This window comes from Serpentinimonas sp. SMBJO2 (assembly GCF_056341105.1).
Window position 1 is genome coordinate 2,016,351 of record NZ_CP150628.1, and the last position, 17,169, is coordinate 2,033,519.

Below are 17,169 nucleotides of genomic sequence, written 5' to 3' on the forward strand. Positions count from 1 at the left end.
CTGGGGCTGGCAGGGTCCACATCAAGCCAGCGCCTGACGGATCACGGCGCAGATTTCGTCGATGGCCGCGTCGCTGAGCTCGGGGTAGATCGGCAGCGACAGGCAGCGCTGCGCCACCGACTCGGTGACCGCAAAGGTCTGCCCTGCGGCCGCGGCGGCAAACACTTTCTGTTGGTGCAGTGGCACCGGGTAGTAGATCGCGCTGGCGATGCCGGCGGCGCTGAGGGCCTGCTGCAGCGCGTCGCGGCGCTCGCACAGCAGCGTGTATTGGTGATAGACGTGCCGCCCGATGCCGTCTTCATGGGGCGTGTGCAGCGGCAAGCCGGCCAGACCGGCCTGGTAGCGCTGCGCCACGCGGCGCCGCTGCTGGTTGTAGTGGTCGATGCGCGCCAGCTTGGCGCGCAGCACGACCGCTTGCAGCTCGTCGAGTCGGCTGTTGTAGCCGATGATGTCGTGGTAGTAGCGCACCTTGCTGCCGTGGTTGCGCAGCATGCGCAGCGTCTCGGCCAGCGCGTCGGACTGGGTCGTGACCATGCCGCCGTCGCCGTAGCAGCCCAGGTTTTTGCTTGGGAAAAAGCTGAACGCCGCCACGTCGCCGATGGCCCCGGTCTGGCGCCCACCCAGCGTGGCACCGAAGGACTGGGCGCAGTCTTCGATCAGGTGCAGGCCGTGCGGCTGCGCCAGCGCCTGCAGCGCGTCGAGGTCGGCCGGTTGGCCAAACAGGTGCACCGGCAGCAGCGCCCTGGTGCGCGGCCCGATGGCGCGCGCCACCTGCGCCACGTCGAGGTTGAAGGTGCGCGGGTCGATATCGACGAACACCGCTTTGGCGCCGACGTAGGCGATGGCCTCGGCGGTGGCGATGAAGGTAAAGGGCGTGGTGATGACCTCGTCGCCCGGCCCCAGACCGAGGGCGCGCAGCGCCAGGTGCAGCGCGTCGGTGCCGTTGGCGCACGAGATGGCGTGCTTGACACCCAGGTAAGCGGCGGCCTCGGCCTCGAAGGCCTGCACGTTGGGGCCAAGGATGAACTGCGTCGCCTCCAGCGCCGCCAGCAGCGCCGGTTCGAGCTGGGGTTTGAGTTCGCGGTACTGGGTGGCCAGATCGACCATCGGGATGCGCATGGCGGGGCTTTCTAGGGCGTCAAAGAAGGCAAAGGGGGCAAAGAATCAGGCTATGAGCTCGGTGGCGGCGCTGATGCGCTGCACCGCCGCCAGCGCGCGCCGCCCGGCGCGACCGCCGACCTTGGGTGCGCGCCCCTCGCGCACGCTGGCCACGAAATCGGCGATCTCGCTTTGCAGCGCGTCGGCTTCGCCGAAGGTCTGCAGCTGGCGCGCTATCGCCGCTTCGGGGGCGGTGTGCGGGTCGGCATCGGTGGCGCGGTAGCTCACCAGTTGTCGGCTGCCAAAATCGAGCGAATGGCAGGCGCGGTCTTGGAACACGCGCATCTTGCGCTCGCTCTTGTTGCTGACGCGGCTGGCGGTGACGTTGGCCACGCAGCCGTTGGCAAAGCGGATGCGGGCGTTGGCAATGTCGATGTCGGCGGTGAGCACGCGCGCGCCGCTGCTGTCTATGCTCACGATCTCGCTGTCCACCAGCGACAGGATCAAGTCCACGTCGTGGATCATCAGATCCAGCAGCACGCTGACGTCGGTGGCGCGCGGCTTGAACGGGGCCAGTCGGGTGCTCTCGATGAAGCGCGGCCGCTGCAGCAGCGGCTCGAGCGCCAGCGCCACCGGGTTGAAGCGCTCCAGGTGCCCGACCGCCAGCGTCAGGCCGCGCTGCTCGGCCAGGGCGATCATCTCGTCGGCCTGCTCGAGCGTCACGGCGATCGGTTTTTCCACCAGCACGTGGGCTCCGGCGCGCAGAAAATCGAGCGTGACGGCGTGGTGCGCCTGCGTCGGCACGACCACGCTCACGGCATCGACCTGGCCCAGCAGCTCGTGGTAGTCGGCCACGGCGCGGCAGCCCAGCGGCTGGGCCACGGCCTGGGCCACGTCGAGCCGGCTGTCGGCCACCGCCACCAACTCGCAGCCCGGCAACTGGGCGTATTTCTGGGCGTGGAACTTGCCCAGGTACCCGACCCCGATCACGGCACAGCGCAGCGGCTTCATGCGCCTTCTCCTTTGCCCTCGGCGCCCTCGGCCGCCTCGCTGCGCGCACGCCGGCGCACGATGCCGGGCTTGCCGACGCCGGCCAGAAAAGCGCTCATCAGCGCCACATCGGCGGCGGCCTCGGGGTGCTGTGCGAGCAAGGCGGCGATGCGCGGCTGGGCGGCCTGCAGCGTCAGGTTCTCGCGGTACAGCGCCTTGTACATGGCGCGCACGGCGGCGATGCGCGCTGGGCCAAAGCCGCGCCGGCGCAGCCCTTCGGCGTTGACGTTGCGCGCCACCGCCGGTTGCCCCTGGCAGACCACGAACGGCGGCAAGTCGGCAAACAGCAGCGCGCACATGGCCGTGAAGCTGTGCGCGCCCAGGCGCAAAAACTGGCGCACCACGGTAAAGCCGCCCAAGATCACCCAGTCGCCCACCTGCACGTGGCCGGCGAGCTGGGCGTTGTTGGCAAACACCGTGTGGCTGCCCACCTGGCAGTCGTGCGCCAGGTGCACGTAGGCCATCAGCATGTTGTCGTCACCCACGCGGGTCACGCCACTGCCGTTGGCGGTGCCGCGGTGCAGGGTGCAAAACTCGCGGATCACGTTGCGGTCGCCGATTTCGAGCCGGGTCGGCTCACCGGCGTATTTCTTGTCCTGCGGCGCCCCGCCCAGCGCGGCGTAGCTGTGGATGGTGTTGTGCGCGCCGATGCGCGTGTGGCCCTCGAGCACGCAGTGGCTGCCGATGGCGCTGCCCTCCCCGATCTGCACGTGGGGGCCGATGAGGCTGTAGGCCCCCACCTGGACGGTGGGGTGCAGCTGCGCCGCCGGGTCGATGAGCGCGGTGGGGTGGATCCGACTCATGCGGCGCCTTCGCTGGCGATGCGGCGCATGGTGCACATCAGTTCGGCCTCGCAAGCCACCTCGTCGCCCACCCGGGCCACGCCCTTGAACTTGAAAATACCGGCCTTGGAGCGCTCGAGCGTGACGTGCATGAGCAGCTGGTCGCCCGGCTCCACCGGGCGCTTGAAGCGCGCGCCATCGACGCCGGCAAAGTAATAGACCGAGTTTTCGTCCAGCTCCAGCCCCAGGGTGTCAAAGGTCAGCAGCGCCGCCGTTTGCGCCAGCGCTTCGAGCATCAGCACCCCCGGAAACACCGGCCGGTGCGGAAAATGCCCGGTGAACTGCGGCTCGTTCACGCTCACGTTCTTGAGCGCGCGTATGGAGCGGCCTTTTTCGATCTCCAGCACCCGGTCCACCAGCAGAAATGGGTAGCGGTGTGGCAGTTTTTTCAGAATATGGTGGATGTCCATCAGGATTTTTTTTCCAGGGCTTTCAGGCGTTGCCGCAGCGCGTACAACTGGCGCAGCGTGGCAGCGTTTTTTTCCCAGTTCGCATTGTCGTCGATCGGGAACGCGCCGCTGTACTGGCCCGGCTTGAGGATCGAGCGCGTGACCAGGGTGGCGGCGGTGATGTGCACGTGATCGACCAGGCGCAGGTGCCCGAGCACCCCGGCGCCGCCGCCGAAGGTGCAGTGCGCGCCGATCTGGGCGCTGCCCGCCACCCCGACGCAGCCGGCCATGGCGGTGTGCGCGCCGATGCGCACGTTGTGGCCGATCTGGATCAGGTTGTCGAGCTTGACGCCGTCTTCGAGCACGGTGTCGTCGAGGGTGCCGCGGTCGATGCAGGTGTTGGCCCCGATTTCGACCTCGTCGCCGATGCGCACCGCGCCCAGTTGCTCGATCTTGAGCCAGCGCTCCTGGTGCGCGGCAAAGCCAAAGCCGTCGGCCCCGATCACCGCCCCGCTGTGCACGATGCAGCGCGCACCCAGCGTGCAATCGTGGCCGATCACCACCTGCGCCGCCAGGCGCGCCTGGGCGCCGAGGTGCGCCCGCGCCCCGATCACGCAGTGGGCCCCGATCTCGCTGCCGGCGCCGATCTGCGCCCCGGCCTCGACCACCGCAAAGGCCCCCAGGCGCACCCCGTCAGCCAGCTCGGCGCTGGGGTGCACCCAGGCGCTGGGATGAATGGCGGGCGCGGCGGGGTCGGTGGCAGCGCGCTGCGCCGCCAGCTGGCGCGCCCGCCACCACTGCGTCAGGCGGGCAAAGTAGGGGTAGGGCTGCGGCGTCTCGATGCAGGGCCCGCGGGCGCTGGCGCGCGCCACCAGCTCGGGCGGCACGATCAGCGCTGCGGCCTGCGTGCTCTCGATCGCCGCCGCGTGGCGCGCCTGCGCGACAAAGGCGAGCCGATCGGGCCCGGCGCTTTCGAGCGAGGCCAAGCCAGCGATCGCACGCTTGCCGTCGCCATGCAAAACGCCGCCCAAGGCGGCTTGGATGTCGCAGAGCCGAAGCATCAGATGCCGGGCACCGGTGCCTTCAGCGGGCAGGGGCGGCGGCCGGGGTTGTGGCTGGGGCGCTGTTCAGGCCAGCGATCACCTTGTCGGTGATGTCGTGTCGCGGGTGGATATAGACCGCCTCCTGGATGATGAGGTCGAAGCGCTCGGCCTCGGCGATCTGGCGGATGACGCGGTTGGCGCGCTCGATCACCTGCTGCAGCTCCTCGTTGCGGCGCAGGTTCAGGTCTTCCTGGAAGGCCTGGCGGCGGCGCTGGAAATCGCGCTCCATCTCGACCAGCTGGCGCTGGCGCGTCATGCGCTGGGCCTCGGACAGCGTCGGCGCCTCGCGCTCCAGGGCCTCGGAGGCGGCGCGCAACTGGGTGCCCAGCGTCTGCACCTCGCGCTCGCGGCGTGCGAACTCTTGCTGCAGCTTGGTTTGTGCGGCCCGGGCTGCGGCCGAATCGCGCAGCACCCGGTCGGTGTTCACAAAGCCGATTTTGAAGTCCTGGGCCGTGACGGCAAAAGCGGCCGTGGCCAGCAGCAAGGCGGCAAAGAAAGAGCGCAACAGGTGACTAGAGAAGGATTTCATCAGAACGTGGTACCAATCTGGAATTGAATGCTTTGTGGCTTGTCGTTGGCGAACTCGCGCAACGGCTGGGCATACGCGATTCTAAGCGGCCCGACCGGCGAGAGCCAGCTGATGCCGATGCCGGCCGAGGCGCGAAAATCGCTGAAGCGCGAGCGCCCGCCGAAATCGTCCGAGACGTTGCCGATGTCGATGAAGCCGAACATGCGCAGCGTGCGGTCTCTGCCCGCACCGGGGAAAGGGGCGATGATCTCGGTGTTGAGCACCGCCATGCGCGAGCCGCCGATGTAGGACAAAGCCCCCGGCTGGCCGACGATGCCGCTGGTGCCGCCCAAGGTGCCTTGCTCGAAGCCGCGCACCGAACCCAGGCCGCCGCCGAAGAAGTTCTTGAACACCGGGAACGGCCGGTCGCCCAGGCCGCGGCCCCAGCCGGCTTCGGCGTTGAAGGCCAGCGTCCACTGCGGGTTGAGCGGGATGAATTGCTGGAACTGTCCGCTGGCGCGCACGTAGCGGGTGTCGCCGGCGATGCCGAGCTCGCCATTGAAGCGCATCAGGCGGCCGCGGGTGGGCACGAGCACGCTGTCGCGGCTGTCGCGCGCCCAGCCCACGGTCAGGGGCACCGACACCGAGGAAGCGCCAAAGGCGTTCATGTAGTCGCGAAAGGCAAAGGGCAACCCGGCGCCGGGCTCGATCCGGGTCTGCTCCAGCCCAAGGCCGAAAAACACCGTGTCGGTTTCGGTGAAGGGCACGCCAAAACGCACGCTGGTACCGGCGGTGACGAGCTCGTAGTCGCCCGCTTGCGCCGTGAACGGGCGGCTGGTGCGGTAGTACAGGTCAAAGGCGCGCGACACCCCGTCGGGCGTGAAGTACGGGTTGACGGTGCTGAGCACCAGCTGGCGGTTGAACTCGCTGGTGTTCAGGTTGAAGCTGAGCGAGTGCCCGGTGCCAAACACGTTTTCCTGGCGGATGCCGGCAGTGAGCGAGAGCCGCTCGGCCTGCGAGAAACCGGCGCCGATCGACAGGCTGCCGGTGGCCCGCTCCTCGACCGCCACCACCAGATCGACCTGATCGGGCGCCCCCGGCACCTCGCGCGTATCGACCGTGACCTGGGTGAAGAAACCCAGCCGGTCGACGCGGTCGCGCGACAGGCGGATGCGGTCGCCGTCGTACCAGGCCGATTCGAGCTGGCGGAACTCGCGCCGGATGACCTCGTCGCGGGTGCGCTCGTTGCCTTCGATCTCGATGCGGCGCACGAAGGCGCGGCGCGAGGGCTCGGCGCGCAGCACGAACGCCACCTGGGCGTTCTGGCGGTCGATTTCGGGCACCGCCTCGACGCGCGCAAAGGCAAAGCCGAAGCGCCCGAAATGCTCGCCAAAGGCGCGCACGGTCTCGGCCACCTCTTGGGCGTTGTAGGCCTGGCCGGGGCGAATGCGGATCAGGGACTTGAACTCCTCTTCGCGCCCCAGGTAATCGCCCTCCAGCCGCACGCCAGAGACCACGAAGCGCTGGCCTTCGGTGAGGGTGATGGTGATCGCCATTTCGCCCTTGTCGGGCGAGATCGCAACCTGGGTCGAGTCGATCGTGAACTCGAGGAAGCCGCGCGTGAGGTAGTGCGAGCGCAGGGTTTCGAGGTCGGCGTTGAGGCGCTCGCGCGAGTAGCGGTCGGAGCGCGTGTACCAGCTCAACCAGTTGCCGGTGTCGAGCGTGAACAGGCGCAGCAAGGTGGCGTCGCTGAACGCCTGGTTGCCGACGATGCGCAGCTCGGTGATGCGCGTGATGCCGCCTTCGACCACATGAAAATTGAGGTTGATGCGGTTGCGATCCAATGGCGTGACGGTGGCGGTGACGGTGGCGGCGTACATGCTGCGCGTCAGGTACTGGCGCTTGAGCTCTTGCTCGGCGCGGTCGGCCAGGGCGCGGTCGAACGGTCGGCCTTCGGCGAGCCCCACGTCGCGCAGGGCGCGGCGCAGCACCTCGTTGTCGAACTCGCGCACGCCGCTGAAGCTGATTTCGGCCACGGTCGGGCGCTCTTCGACGATCACCACCAGCACCTCGCCCTCGATTTGCAGGCGCACGTCAGAGAACAGCCCGAGCCCGAACAGGGCGCGGATGGCGGCACTGCCCTGGTCTTCGGTGAAGGCGTCGCCGACCCTGAAGGGCAGCGAGCCAAACACCGTGCCGGGCTCGACGCGTTGCAGGCCCTCGACCCGGATGTCGCGCAGCGTGAAGGGGGCAGTGGCCCAAGCCGGCAGCGCCAGCGACAGGGAAACCAGTGCGCCCAAGGCGAGGCGGCGCAAGCGCGGTTGCTTGTAGTTCATGAAGAATGCGTTCTCAGCCCAGCAAACGGGCAATATCATTGAAAATGGCCAGCGACATCAGACCCAGCAGCAGCACGATGCCGATGCGCTGCAAGCCCTCCATCCAAGCGTCGGACACAGGGCGCCCGGTCACGGCCTCCCACAGATAATACATCAGGTGCCCGCCGTCGAGCACCGGCAGCGGCAGCAGGTTGAGCACCCCGAGGCTGACGCTGATCAGCGCCAGAAACAGCAGGTAGCTGGCGAGCCCCAGCGCGGCCGACTGGCCGGCGTAATCGGCGATGGTGATCGGGCCGCTCAGGTTTTGCAACGAGGCCTGGCCGCTGAGCATCTTGCCGATCATTTGCAGCGACAGCAGCGAAACCTCCCAGGTGCGCACCGCTCCATGCCACAACCCCTCCAGCGGCCCCATGGCGCGTTCGGCCATGTCCGGCGTCGCCCCCACGAAGCCGCCGATGCGCCCCACCCAGACGCGCTCGATCTGCTCGGGGCGCGGGGTCACCTCGAGTTGCAGCACGCTGCCGGCGCGCTCGATCTGCCAGCGCTGGGTGCGCGGATGGCCGTCGGCGGCCGACAAACGGATCAGCTGGCGCAGTTGCGCGGCGTCGCGCACCGGCTGGCCATCGACGCGCAGCACCCGGTCGCCGGGCTGCAGGCCAGCGGCGGCGGCGGCGCCTTCGGGCGTGAGCTGGCCCAGCAACGGCGCCGACCACGGGGCCTCGATGCCTATCTGGCGCAACAGCGTGGCGTCGGCATGGCGCACATCGACCTGCGACAGCTCCAGCCGCACCTCGCGCCCCGGCTCGCCGGGGCCGCTGGCCAGCCACAGCTTCAGGTCTTGCTGCGCCAGGGCGGCGCGCATGAGCTGCCAGCGCAGATCGCCAAAGGATTCGACCGGCTGCGGCGCGTCGCCCACCCGCGCCAGCGCCACCACCCACTCGCCGCCGCGCACCCCGGCGCGTTCGGCCAGCGAGGCCGGCGCCGGCGTGGCGAGCACCGGCTGCGGCTGCGGCACCCCCATCCACGCCACCAGCGCATACAGCAGCACCGCCAGCAGCAGGTTGGCCGCTGGCCCGGCCGCCACGATGGCCGTGCGCACGCGCAGGCTCTGGGTGTTGAAAGCCAGATGGCGCTCGGCGGCGGGCACGGCCGCTTCGCGCTCGTCGAGCATGCGCACATAGCCCCCCAGCGGCAGCGCGCCCAGCACGTATTCGGTGCCGCTGCGCGTGGAGCGCCAGCTCCACAGGGGTTTGCCAAATCCGACCGAAAAGCGCAGCACCTTGACCCCGCACGCCACGGCGACGCGGTAGTGCCCGTATTCGTGCACCGCCACCAGCAGCCCGATGGCCACCAAGAAGGCGAGAACGGTCAGCATGGGACGGTGGCAGGGTGCATGGGCGGTGGCCTTTCAGTCTCTCAATCCTGCCAGCGCTGCAACTGCGTCCGCGCCAGGGCGCGCGCATGGGCGTCGAGCGCCAGCAGGTCGTCGATGCCGTCGGGGTTGGAGGGCGTCCAGGCCTGCAGCGTTCCCGCGTTCACGGCGTGGATGCGGTCAAAACGCAGGCGGCGCTCGAGAAAGGCCTGCACCGCCACCTCGTTGGCGGCGTTGAGCACCCCAGTGCTGCCGCGCGGGCCGGCCAGGGCCTCCCAGGCCAGAAACAAGGCCGGAAAGCGCTCGCGCGCGGGCGGCTCGAAGGTCAGCGCGCCCAAGCGGGCAAAGTCCAGCGCCTCGGCCCCCGATTCGATGCGCTCGGGCCAGCTCAGGCCGTAGGCGATCGGCACGCGCATATCGGGTGTGCCCAGCTGCGCCAGCACCGAGCGGTCGCGCATCTGCACCATCGAGTGGATCACGCTCTGTGGGTGAATCACGACCTCGATGCACTCGGGTGCCACGCCAAACAGGTGGTGGGCCTCGATCACTTCGAGCGCCTTGTTCATCATGGTGGCGGAATCGACCGAGATTTTGCGCCCCATGACCCAATTGGGGTGCGCACAGGCTTGCTCGGGCGTGACGCTGGCCAGGCTGGCCGGGTCGCGCTGGCGAAACGGCCCGCCCGAGGCTGTGAGGACGATTTTCTCCACCCGCTGCGCCCACTGGGCGGAGGACTCGGGCAGGCACTGAAACAGCGCCGAGTGTTCGCTGTCGATGGGCAGCAAGGTGGCGCCACCAGTGCGCACCGTCTGCATGAACCACTCGCCGCCCAGCACCAGCGCCTCTTTGTTGGCCAGCAGCAGCTTTTTGCCGCTGCGCGCCGCCGCCGCACAAGGCGCCAAGCCGGCCGCGCCGACGATGGCCGCCATGACGCTGTCGACCGCATCGGCCGCCGCCACCTCGCACAGGGCCTGCGGCCCGGTCAGCACCTCGGTGTCGGTGGCGCCAAGGGCTTGCAAGGCAGCGCGCAGGGCGTCGGCCCCAGCCGGTGCAATCACGGCATAGCGCGGCGCAAAGCGTTGGCACTGCAGCGCCAGCTCGTGCACCCGCTCTTGGGCCGTGAGCGCATGGATGCGATAGCGCTGTGGATGGCGCGCCACCACGTCCAGCGTCTGGGTTCCGATCGATCCGGTCGATCCAAGCACGGTCAGCGTCTGCATGGTGGGGGGGGCAAAGGCGCAAAAAAAGGGATGGAGCGTGCCTAGGCGGTCACGATCCAGAGCGCCAGCGGCAACACCGGCAACAGCGCATCGAAGCGGTCCAGCAGCCCGCCGTGGCCGGGCAGGATGCGGCTCGAATCTTTGCGGCCGGCGCTGCGCTTGACCAGGGATTCGAGCAAATCGCCCATCACGCTCAGGGCCAGCAACAGCAGCAGCAAGGCCAAGGCCGGCAAGGGCCCGAGCTGCCACAGTTGGGTGTACAGACTGGGCCCCCAGTGCGCGGGCCACCACTGCAGCCACAGCACGCCCAGCACCAGCAGCGCCAAGGCGGCGCTCCACACCCCTTCCCAGGTTTTGCCAGGGCTGATGGAGGGTGCGAGCTTGCGCCGCCCAAAGCGCTTGCCGCCAAAATAGGCGGCGATGTCGGCCACCCAGACCAACATGAAAATGCTCAGCAACATGCCCAGACCGATGGTCTTGGCGTGCAACAAGGCCCACCACGCCTGCCCCAGCAACAGCAAGCCCAGTGCCACGCGCGGCCCGTTGGCCAGCCCATGCCAGCCCTGCACCCCTCGGTGCAGCAGCAGGGGCAGCAGCAACAAACACGCCACGCTGGCCAGTGGCCAGAACCAGCTGCTGTCGTAACCCACGCCCACCCAGGCCCAAAAACCCAACAGGGCCAGCCCCAGCCCGACCGCAGCCGCCACAGCCACAGCGGGCGCGCAAGCGCACAGACGCGCCCACTCCCAGGCGGCCACGCACACCAGCACCAGGGTCAGCAAGCCGAAGGGCCATTCGGCGGAGTGCCAGAGCGAAGCCAGCAACAGCCCCAGCAGCCCCAACGCCGTCAGCACCCGCTGCCACAACATGGGCGGCAATCAGGCGGCAGCCCGCAAGGGTTGCAGCGGTTGCGCAGGGGCGTCGCTGAGCTGCTCCGAGACCCGCCCAAAACGCCGCTCGCGCTGCGCGTAAGCGGCCAGCGCGGCTTCAAATTCGGCGCGGCCAAAGGCCGGCCAGAGGGCCGCAGAAAAATAGAGTTCGCTGTAGGCCGCCTGCCAGAGCAGGAAGTTGCTCAGGCGCTGCTCGCCGCCGGTGCGGATGATGAGGTCGGGTGGCGGCACGTGCGCCAGCGCCAGCGCCCCCGACAGCGCCGCTTCGGTGATGGGCTCGCCACGCGCGGCCAGTTGCTGCGCCGCCTGCACCACGTCCCAGCGGCCGCCGTAGTTGAAACACACGTTGAGCACCAGGCCTTGGTTGGCGGCCGTGCGCTGCTCGGCCTGCGCCAGCTGCTGCTGCAGCTCGCCGCTCAAGGCCAGGCGATCGCCGGGAAAATGCAGCCGCACCCCAGCGCGCTGGAGCTCGCCCACTTCGCGCTCCAGCGCCCGGGCCAGCAGCCCCATCAGGCCGCTCACCTCGTCGGCTGGGCGGCTCCAGTTTTCGGACGAAAAAGCAAACACCGTCAGCACCTGCACGCCGGCTTCGCCGCACCAGCGCACCAGCTCGCGCAGCTTTTCCAGCCCCTGCCGGTGGCCAGCCAAGCGCGGCAGATAGCGTTGTTTGGCCCAACGGCCGTTGCCGTCCATGACGACGGCCAAATGGCACGGCGTGTCCGCGCGGCGCTCGATAGAGGGCATGGGAGCGCGCAGCCTCAAAACGCCATCAGCTCTTGCTCTTTGGCGGCAACGATCCGGTCCACCTCGGCGATCATGCGGTCGGTGAGTTTTTGCACCTCATCCTGGGCGCGGCGGTCGTCGTCTTCGGAGGCCAGCTTGTCCTTGACCAGCTTCTTGAGCTGCTCGTTGGCGTCGCGGCGCAGGTTGCGAATCGCCACCTTGGCCTGCTCGCCCTCGCCTTTCACCACCTTGGTGAGCTCCTTGCGCCGCTCCTCGGTCATGGCAGGGATCGGAACCCGGATCAGGTCGCCCTGCGAGGCCGGATTGAGCCCAAGGTCGGACTCGCGGATGGCTTTCTCGATCTTCGCCCCCATGCCCTTTTCCCACGGCGCGACGCCGATGGTGCGCGAGTCGAGCAGGCTCAGGTTGGCCACCTGCGACAGCGGCAGCATGGCGCCGTAGTAATCCACATGCACGGTGTCGAGCAGCGCCGGGTTGGCGCGCCCGGTGCGCACCTTGCCCAAGCTGCCCTTGAGCGCCTCGATCGAGGCATGCATTTTGAGATCGGCGTGTTTCTTGATGTCGGAAATCTGCATGGTCGTGACTCGCTTGGCTACTCGATCGGCTGGTGTGCCGCGCCGCTGGGGGGCTAACCGCGTAGCATACACCGACTCAGGGGGCTTGGAGCGGGCCTGGATCGGGATGTAAAGGGTGCTCAGACGTGCACCAGCGTGCCTTCGTCCTCGCCCTGCACCACCCGGCGCAGCGCGCCCGGCTTGAAAATGCTGAACACGCGCACCGGCAGGTTCTGGTCGCGGCACAGGGCAAAGGCGGTGGCGTCCATGACCTGCAACTGGCGCGCCATGGCCTCGTCAAAACTGATGGACTGGTAGCGCACCGCGTCCCGGTCTTTTTTGGGGTCGGCGTTGTACACGCCATCGACCTTGGTCGCCTTGAGCACGATCTCGGCCCCGATCTCGGCCCCGCGCAGCGCAGCGGCGGTGTCGGTGGTGAAAAAGGGGTTGCCGGTGCCGGCGGCAAACACCACCACCTTGCCCTCTTCGAGGTACTGCAAGGCCTTGGGCCGCACATAAGGCTCGACCACCTGGTCGATGTTGATGGCCGACATCACGCGCGCCTTGAGCCCGCAGCGGCCCAGGGCATCGCCCAGCGCCAGCGCGTTCATGACGGTGGCCAGCATGCCCATGTAGTCGGCGGTGGCGCGCTCCATGCCCACCGCGCCGCCCGCCACGCCGCGAAAGATGTTGCCGCCACCGATCACCACCGCCACCTGCACCCCGAGCCGCACCACCTCGGCGATTTCCTCGACGATGCGCCCGATGGTGGCAGGGTTGATGCCAAAGGCGTCGTCGCCCATCAGGGCTTCGCCGGAGAGCTTGAGCAGAATGCGCTGGTGGGCGGGCATATGACAGTCTGAATGATGAGTTCGAGCGATTTTAGGGCTTGTGGCGCGGCAACGGCCAACCCCTTGCAGGGCTGGCCGTAAAACTCCGACTATTCATCGGGCGCACCTTCGGTGCGCTTTGGGTGCGCTTTGGGTGCATGCGGCCGCCTGAGCTGCCGCTGCATCAGCGCTGGGAATCAGCCACCCGCTTGCGCTGCCGCCACCTGCGCCGCCACTTCGGCGGCAAAGTCGTCCTGCTTTTTCTCGATGCCTTCGCCGACCACGTACAGCGTGAAGCCCTTGACCGTGGTGCCTGCGGCCTTGAGCATCTGCTCCACCGTCTGCTTGTCGTTCTTGACGAAGGGCTGGTTGAAGAGCGAGACCTCTTTGAGGAATTTCTGCACCCCACCCTCGATGCGCTTGGCCACGATTTCGGCCGCTTGCGCCGGTTTGCCGGCGGCCTCGGCGACTTTGCGGTCTTCTTCGGCCTTGCCTGCAGCCACGGCGCGCTCTTTCTCGATCAGCTCGGCGGGCACCTCGGCGGCGGTGAGCGCCACCGGCTTCATGGCCGCGATGTGCATGGCGGCGTCTTTGGCGGCGGTGGCATCGCCCTCGAACTCCACCACCACCCCGATGCGCACGCCGTGCAGGTAGGCCGCCAACTGGCCGCCGCCGGCGTAGCGCTTGAAGCGGCGCAGCGCGATGTTCTCACCGATCTTGCCGATCAGGCCCTTGCGCACGTCTTCGACCGTCGGGCCAAAGCCCTCGAGGCTCAGGGGCAGCGCGCCCACCGCAGCCACGTCGGCCGGGTTGTGCTGGGCGATCAGGTTGGCGACCTGGTTGCAAAAGCTCAGGAACAGCTCGTTCTTGGAGACGAAATCGGTCTCGCAGTTGACTTCGAGCAAGGCGCCGGTGTGGCCCCCGAGGCTGGCGACCACCACGCCTTCGGCGGTGACGCGGCTGGCGGCCTTGCCGGCCTTGTTGCCGAGCTTGACGCGCAGCAGCTCTTCGGCCTTGTCCATGTTGCCCTCGGCTTCGGTGAGGGCTTTTTTGCATTCCATCATCGGCGCGTCGGTCTTGGCGCGCAGTTGGGCGACCATGCTTGCGGTGATTGCAGCCATTGTGTGTACTCCGTAGCGGGCTTGAAAGGCCCGAGCTTGCTCTGTCAGTGTGAAAAAATGCTTACAAAAAAGGGGCGCAACCGCCCCTTTGGTGGCTGGTGTCGCCTGCGAATCAGGCCTCGCCCTGCACTTCGACGAACTCGTCTTCGGTGCTCGACTGCACCGCTTGCACCACGTTGCTGACGGCATTGGCCCGGCCTTCGATGATGGCATCGGCGATGCCGCGCGCATACAGGGCCACGGCCTTGGCCGAGTCGTCATTGCCTGGGATGACGTAGTCGATGCCGATCGGGGAGTGGTTGGTGTCCACCACGGCGATCAGTGGGATGCCCAGCTTTTGCGCTTCGGCCACGGCGATCTTGTGGTAGCCGACGTCGATGACAAAAATCGCTTCGGGCAGCGCGTTCATGTCCTGGATGCCACCGATGTCGTTTTGCAGCTTCTCGATCTGGCGGTTGAAGGTGAGCTGCTCTTTTTTCGACAGATGCTCGAGCCCGGCCTCTTTTTGCGCCAGCATTTCCTTGAGGCGCTTGATCGAGGTCTTGACGGTCTTGAAGTTGGTCAGCATGCCGCCGAGCCAGCGCTGCTCGACGTAGGGCACACCGGCGCGCTGCGCCTCTAGTGCCACGATGTCGCGCGCCTGGCGCTTGGTGCCCACCATCAGCACGTTGCCGCCGCGGGCGCTGACCTGGCGCACAAACTTGGCCGCCTCCTCGAACAGGGGCAGGGTCTTGTCGAGGTTGACGATGTGGATCTTGTTGCGATGGCCGAAGATGTAGGGGGCCATCTTGGGGTTCCAGAAGCGGGTTTGGTGACCAAAATGGACACCGGCTTCCAGCATTTCGCGCATGGAAATGGTCATGGTTGTGTTACCTTCAGGTTGGGTCTTAAATCAGGCCCGCATTGCGGCCACCGCGCACCGGCACCATGCCCGTGTGAAAATGGACGCAACACCCGATTGGGCCTGTTTGCGATTGGAGAAAAATACCGAGAGGGTTTGCCGCTGGCAGCAAACTCCGCCATTCTAGCACGCCTTCTGGCCTGCCTGCCCTGCCCCCCTTGCCGCTATGTACACCCCTGCCGCCACCCGCCTGCCGCTGCCCGAACTGGCGCAGCCCCTGGCCCTGCATGGCCGCGCTGCCAGCAGCGCGCTCGAACAATGGGCGCAGCCGCGGCTGCCCGCGCACACCCTGATGGCGCGCGCCGGCGCCGCCTGTTTTGCCCTCAGCGCCGCGCTGGCGCCGCACGCGCGCCGCGTCTGGGTGGCCTGCGGCCCCGGCCACAACGGCGGCGACGGCCTGCTCGCTGCAGCGGCCTGGCAGCGCCGCTTGCAGCCCTTGGGTGGCGAAGTGTGGCTGAACTGGCTCAGGCCAGAAGGCCCGCTCAGCGCCGACTGCAGCTGCGCCTGGGCTCAGGCGCAGGCCAGCGGCTTGCAGGTGCGCGCATCTGCCCCGCCGCCCGGCTGGCCCGATCTGGCCTTGGACGCGCTCTTTGGCCTGGGGCTGGCGCGAGCCGTGCGCGGCCTGGCCGACGACTGGATCGCGCACCTGCAAGCCTTGCCCGTGCCCGTGTTGTGCCTGGACTTGCCCAGCGGCCTGTGCGCCGACAGCGGCCAGTGGTGGGCCAGCGCTGCGCCTCGAGCCAGCGCCCAGCGCCACACGCTCAGCCTGCTCACGCTCAAGCCAGGCCTGTTCACCCAGCACGGGCGCAGCGCGGCGGGCACGCTCTGGTTCCACGACTTGGGGCTGGCCGAACTGTCACCCCCGGCGAGCGACCCAGCCGCCGCACCCAGCGCCTGGCTGCACGCGCCCAGCCACCCACCGGCACGCTTGCTGCGCCGCCAACCGCTGGCCACGCACAAGGGCAGCTACGGCAGCGTTGCCGTGATCGGCGGCCAAATGGCGGCCAACGAGCAAGGCACGCACATGCTGGGGGCGGCGCTGCTGGCGGCGCGCGCGGCCTTGCGTGGCGGCGCCGGGCGCGTCTACCTGGCCTGGCTGGCGGGTGCGTCGGCAGCGCCAGCGCCGCCGCTGGACCCGCTGCAGCCCGAACTGATGCTGCGCCCGCTGGCGGCGCTGCTCGACGCCGCGCTGCTGCAAGCGCTGGTCACGGTATGCGGCTGCGGCGGCGGGCAGGCGGTGGCCGGCTGCCTGGGCACCGTGCTGACGCACAGCCGCCTGCTGGTGCTCGACGCCGACGCCCTCAACGCCGTGGCCGACGCGCCCGCGCTGCAAGCGCAACTGGCGCAGCGCTGGAGCCAAGGCCACGGCACCGTGCTCACGCCGCACCCGCTCGAAGCGGCGCGCCTGCTCGGCAGCGCGGTCGAGCGCGTGCAGGCCGACCGGCTGGGCGCAGCGCAGGCGCTGGCCGAGCGTTTCCGCTGCGTGGTGCTGCTCAAGGGCGCCGGCACGGTGGTGGCAGCGCCCGGGCTGCCAGCGCGAATCAACCCGAGCGGCAACGCGCTGCTGGCCAGCCCCGGCAGCGGCGACGCGCTGGCCGGCCTGATCGGCGCCGAACTGGCGCAAACCCAGCCCGACAGCTTAGACACGCTGCAACGCGCCTGCGCCGACGCCGCCTACTGGCACGGCCTGAGCGCCGAGCGCTGGCCACCGGGGGCGCCCCTGCCCAGCGCCAGCGAGTTGTTGCGGCTTTGAGTGCAGCAGCAGGTACACCCCGCGTGGCGCGGTTCGCCACGTATTCAGCATGCGAAAGGCCAATGACCGTGAACAAGCCCGCCTCGCACCGTACTTTGGGCTCTGACATGGCGCGCGTGGACGCGCACCAGATCCAGCCGCACGAGTACCAGGAGCTTCCTGAACTCACAGACGAAGCGCTCGCCCAGGCAATCATCCGCAAGGGGGGCCGCCCGCGTGCGCAAAGCCCGCGCCAACTCATCAGCCTGCGTCTGCCGCCAGAGGTGATAGAGAAGTCCTACGGTCTTGATTCCCAACCAAAGGCTTCTTCGATGTGTTTACACGTCTTGAGGCTGCGGCGGTAGCGCTGCGCCAGCGCGGCTACGCTCAGCTTGCTGGCGGCAATCTCGTCGCGTACCGCGTGGGTGGTGCGGGCACGCTTGTGCAAGGCAATCATCATGAGGACACTCCAGGACGGG

Annotated in this window: 16 protein-coding genes and 1 pseudogene; 1 reads left to right on the forward strand and 16 read right to left on the reverse strand. The window is 68.4% G+C overall.

Translation table 11 applies throughout. The features are described 5' to 3' along the window. Nucleotides 1–21: 21 nt before the first annotated feature. From AAAZ40_RS09405 to rpsB, 15 genes are all read right to left on the reverse strand, one after another. Nucleotides 22–1,119, reverse strand: a complete 1,098-nt coding sequence (locus tag AAAZ40_RS09405) for a DegT/DnrJ/EryC1/StrS family aminotransferase (RefSeq protein ID WP_476660124.1) — start codon at nt 1,117–1,119, stop codon at nt 22–24. 45 nt (nt 1,120–1,164) lie between these two features. Further along, nucleotides 1,165–2,109, reverse strand: a complete 945-nt coding sequence (locus tag AAAZ40_RS09410) for a Gfo/Idh/MocA family oxidoreductase (protein WP_476660125.1) — start codon at nt 2,107–2,109, stop codon at nt 1,165–1,167. Further along, the gene (lpxA, locus tag AAAZ40_RS09415) at nt 2,106–2,951 is read right to left on the reverse strand and encodes an acyl-ACP--UDP-N-acetylglucosamine O-acyltransferase (RefSeq protein ID WP_476660126.1); all 846 of its coding nucleotides are present in this window, start codon (nt 2,949–2,951) and stop codon (nt 2,106–2,108) included. The genes AAAZ40_RS09410 and lpxA overlap by 4 nt, the downstream gene beginning before the upstream one ends. Beyond that, nucleotides 2,948–3,403: a 3-hydroxyacyl-ACP dehydratase FabZ gene (gene fabZ / locus AAAZ40_RS09420; RefSeq protein ID WP_476661720.1), complete on the reverse strand. Its 456-nt coding sequence runs from the start codon at nt 3,401–3,403 to the stop codon at nt 2,948–2,950. Before fabZ ends, lpxA begins: the two co-directional genes overlap by 4 nt. Then, a complete protein-coding gene (gene lpxD, locus AAAZ40_RS09425) occupies nt 3,400–4,443 on the reverse strand; it encodes a UDP-3-O-(3-hydroxymyristoyl)glucosamine N-acyltransferase (RefSeq protein ID WP_476661721.1) in 1,044 nt (347 codons plus the stop codon). The genes fabZ and lpxD overlap by 4 nt, the downstream gene beginning before the upstream one ends. 19 nt (nt 4,444–4,462) lie before the next feature. Further along, the gene (locus AAAZ40_RS09430; RefSeq protein ID WP_476660127.1) at nt 4,463–5,011 is read right to left on the reverse strand and encodes an OmpH/Skp family outer membrane protein; all 549 of its coding nucleotides are present in this window, start codon (nt 5,009–5,011) and stop codon (nt 4,463–4,465) included. Continuing rightward, on the reverse strand, nt 5,011–7,326 hold the full coding sequence (bamA, locus tag AAAZ40_RS09435) for an outer membrane protein assembly factor BamA (protein WP_476660128.1): 2,316 nt from the start codon (nt 7,324–7,326) through the stop codon (nt 5,011–5,013). Before bamA ends, AAAZ40_RS09430 begins: the two co-directional genes overlap by 1 nt. A gap of 13 nt (nt 7,327–7,339) precedes the next feature. Further along, entirely contained in the window at nt 7,340–8,701 is a 1,362-nt protein-coding gene (gene rseP, locus AAAZ40_RS09440) for an RIP metalloprotease RseP (RefSeq protein ID WP_476660129.1), read from the reverse strand. 41 nt (nt 8,702–8,742) lie between these two features. Further along, nucleotides 8,743–9,918, reverse strand: a complete 1,176-nt coding sequence (locus tag AAAZ40_RS09445; RefSeq protein ID WP_476660130.1) for a 1-deoxy-D-xylulose-5-phosphate reductoisomerase — start codon at nt 9,916–9,918, stop codon at nt 8,743–8,745. Nucleotides 9,919–9,959: 41 nt separating this feature from the next. After that, nucleotides 9,960–10,787: a phosphatidate cytidylyltransferase gene (locus AAAZ40_RS09450; protein ID WP_476660131.1), complete on the reverse strand. Its 828-nt coding sequence runs from the start codon at nt 10,785–10,787 to the stop codon at nt 9,960–9,962. Between the two features lie 9 nt (nt 10,788–10,796). After that, nucleotides 10,797–11,552: a polyprenyl diphosphate synthase gene (gene uppS, locus AAAZ40_RS09455; RefSeq protein WP_476660132.1), complete on the reverse strand. Its 756-nt coding sequence runs from the start codon at nt 11,550–11,552 to the stop codon at nt 10,797–10,799. Nucleotides 11,553–11,566: 14 nt separating this feature from the next. Beyond that, complete coding sequence (gene frr / locus AAAZ40_RS09460) at nt 11,567–12,127, reverse strand: ribosome recycling factor (RefSeq protein WP_476660133.1); 561 nt, start codon at nt 12,125–12,127, stop codon at nt 11,567–11,569. A 119-nt stretch (nt 12,128–12,246) separates the two neighbouring features. Beyond that, nucleotides 12,247–12,957 carry a UMP kinase gene (pyrH, locus tag AAAZ40_RS09465; RefSeq protein ID WP_476660134.1) on the reverse strand — a complete coding sequence of 237 codons (711 nt, stop codon included), beginning with the start codon at nt 12,955–12,957 and terminating at the stop codon, nt 12,247–12,249. Nucleotides 12,958–13,133: 176 nt separating this feature from the next. Next, entirely contained in the window at nt 13,134–14,057 is a 924-nt protein-coding gene (tsf, locus tag AAAZ40_RS09470; RefSeq protein ID WP_476660135.1) for a translation elongation factor Ts, read from the reverse strand. A 112-nt stretch (nt 14,058–14,169) separates the two neighbouring features. Next, nucleotides 14,170–14,919: a 30S ribosomal protein S2 gene (gene rpsB, locus AAAZ40_RS09475; RefSeq protein WP_476660136.1), complete on the reverse strand. Its 750-nt coding sequence runs from the start codon at nt 14,917–14,919 to the stop codon at nt 14,170–14,172. A 205-nt stretch (nt 14,920–15,124) separates the two neighbouring features. Between rpsB and AAAZ40_RS09480 the strand changes: the two genes are divergently transcribed. Next, a complete protein-coding gene (locus AAAZ40_RS09480) occupies nt 15,125–16,711 on the forward strand; it encodes an NAD(P)H-hydrate dehydratase (protein ID WP_476660137.1) in 1,587 nt (528 codons plus the stop codon). A gap of 340 nt (nt 16,712–17,051) precedes the next feature. On the opposite strand, the pseudogene AAAZ40_RS09485 reads toward AAAZ40_RS09480, so the two are convergent. Continuing rightward, a pseudogene (locus AAAZ40_RS09485) lies at nt 17,052–17,150 on the reverse strand (IS481 family transposase); the annotation flags it as partial. Nucleotides 17,151–17,169 lie beyond the last annotated feature (19 nt).

Excerpts from the sequence above, each read along its gene's own strand:
- frr (WP_476660133.1), bottom strand. The coding sequence starts at position 12,127 with ATGCAGATTTCCGACATCAAGAAACACGCCGATCTCAAAATGCATGCC.
- AAAZ40_RS09450 (WP_476660131.1), bottom strand. The coding sequence starts at position 10,787 with ATGTTGTGGCAGCGGGTGCTGACGGCGTTGGGGCTGCTGGGGCTGTTG.
- AAAZ40_RS09445 (WP_476660130.1), bottom strand. The coding sequence starts at position 9,918 with ATGCAGACGCTGACCGTGCTTGGATCGACCGGATCGATCGGAACCCAG.
- AAAZ40_RS09405 (WP_476660124.1), bottom strand. The coding sequence starts at position 1,119 with ATGCGCATCCCGATGGTCGATCTGGCCACCCAGTACCGCGAACTCAAA.
- tsf (WP_476660135.1), bottom strand. The coding sequence starts at position 14,057 with ATGGCTGCAATCACCGCAAGCATGGTCGCCCAACTGCGCGCCAAGACC.
- AAAZ40_RS09410 (WP_476660125.1), bottom strand. The coding sequence starts at position 2,109 with ATGAAGCCGCTGCGCTGTGCCGTGATCGGGGTCGGGTACCTGGGCAAG.
- pyrH (WP_476660134.1), bottom strand. The coding sequence starts at position 12,957 with ATGCCCGCCCACCAGCGCATTCTGCTCAAGCTCTCCGGCGAAGCCCTG.
- AAAZ40_RS09480 (WP_476660137.1), top strand. The coding sequence starts at position 15,125 with ATGTACACCCCTGCCGCCACCCGCCTGCCGCTGCCCGAACTGGCGCAG.
- rseP (WP_476660129.1), bottom strand. The coding sequence starts at position 8,701 with ATGCTGACCGTTCTCGCCTTCTTGGTGGCCATCGGGCTGCTGGTGGCG.
- uppS (WP_476660132.1), bottom strand. The coding sequence starts at position 11,552 with ATGCCCTCTATCGAGCGCCGCGCGGACACGCCGTGCCATTTGGCCGTC.
- bamA (WP_476660128.1), bottom strand. The coding sequence starts at position 7,326 with ATGAACTACAAGCAACCGCGCTTGCGCCGCCTCGCCTTGGGCGCACTG.
- AAAZ40_RS09430 (WP_476660127.1), bottom strand. The coding sequence starts at position 5,011 with ATGAAATCCTTCTCTAGTCACCTGTTGCGCTCTTTCTTTGCCGCCTTG.
- lpxA (WP_476660126.1), bottom strand. The coding sequence starts at position 2,951 with ATGAGTCGGATCCACCCCACCGCGCTCATCGACCCGGCGGCGCAGCTG.
- rpsB (WP_476660136.1), bottom strand. The coding sequence starts at position 14,919 with ATGACCATTTCCATGCGCGAAATGCTGGAAGCCGGTGTCCATTTTGGT.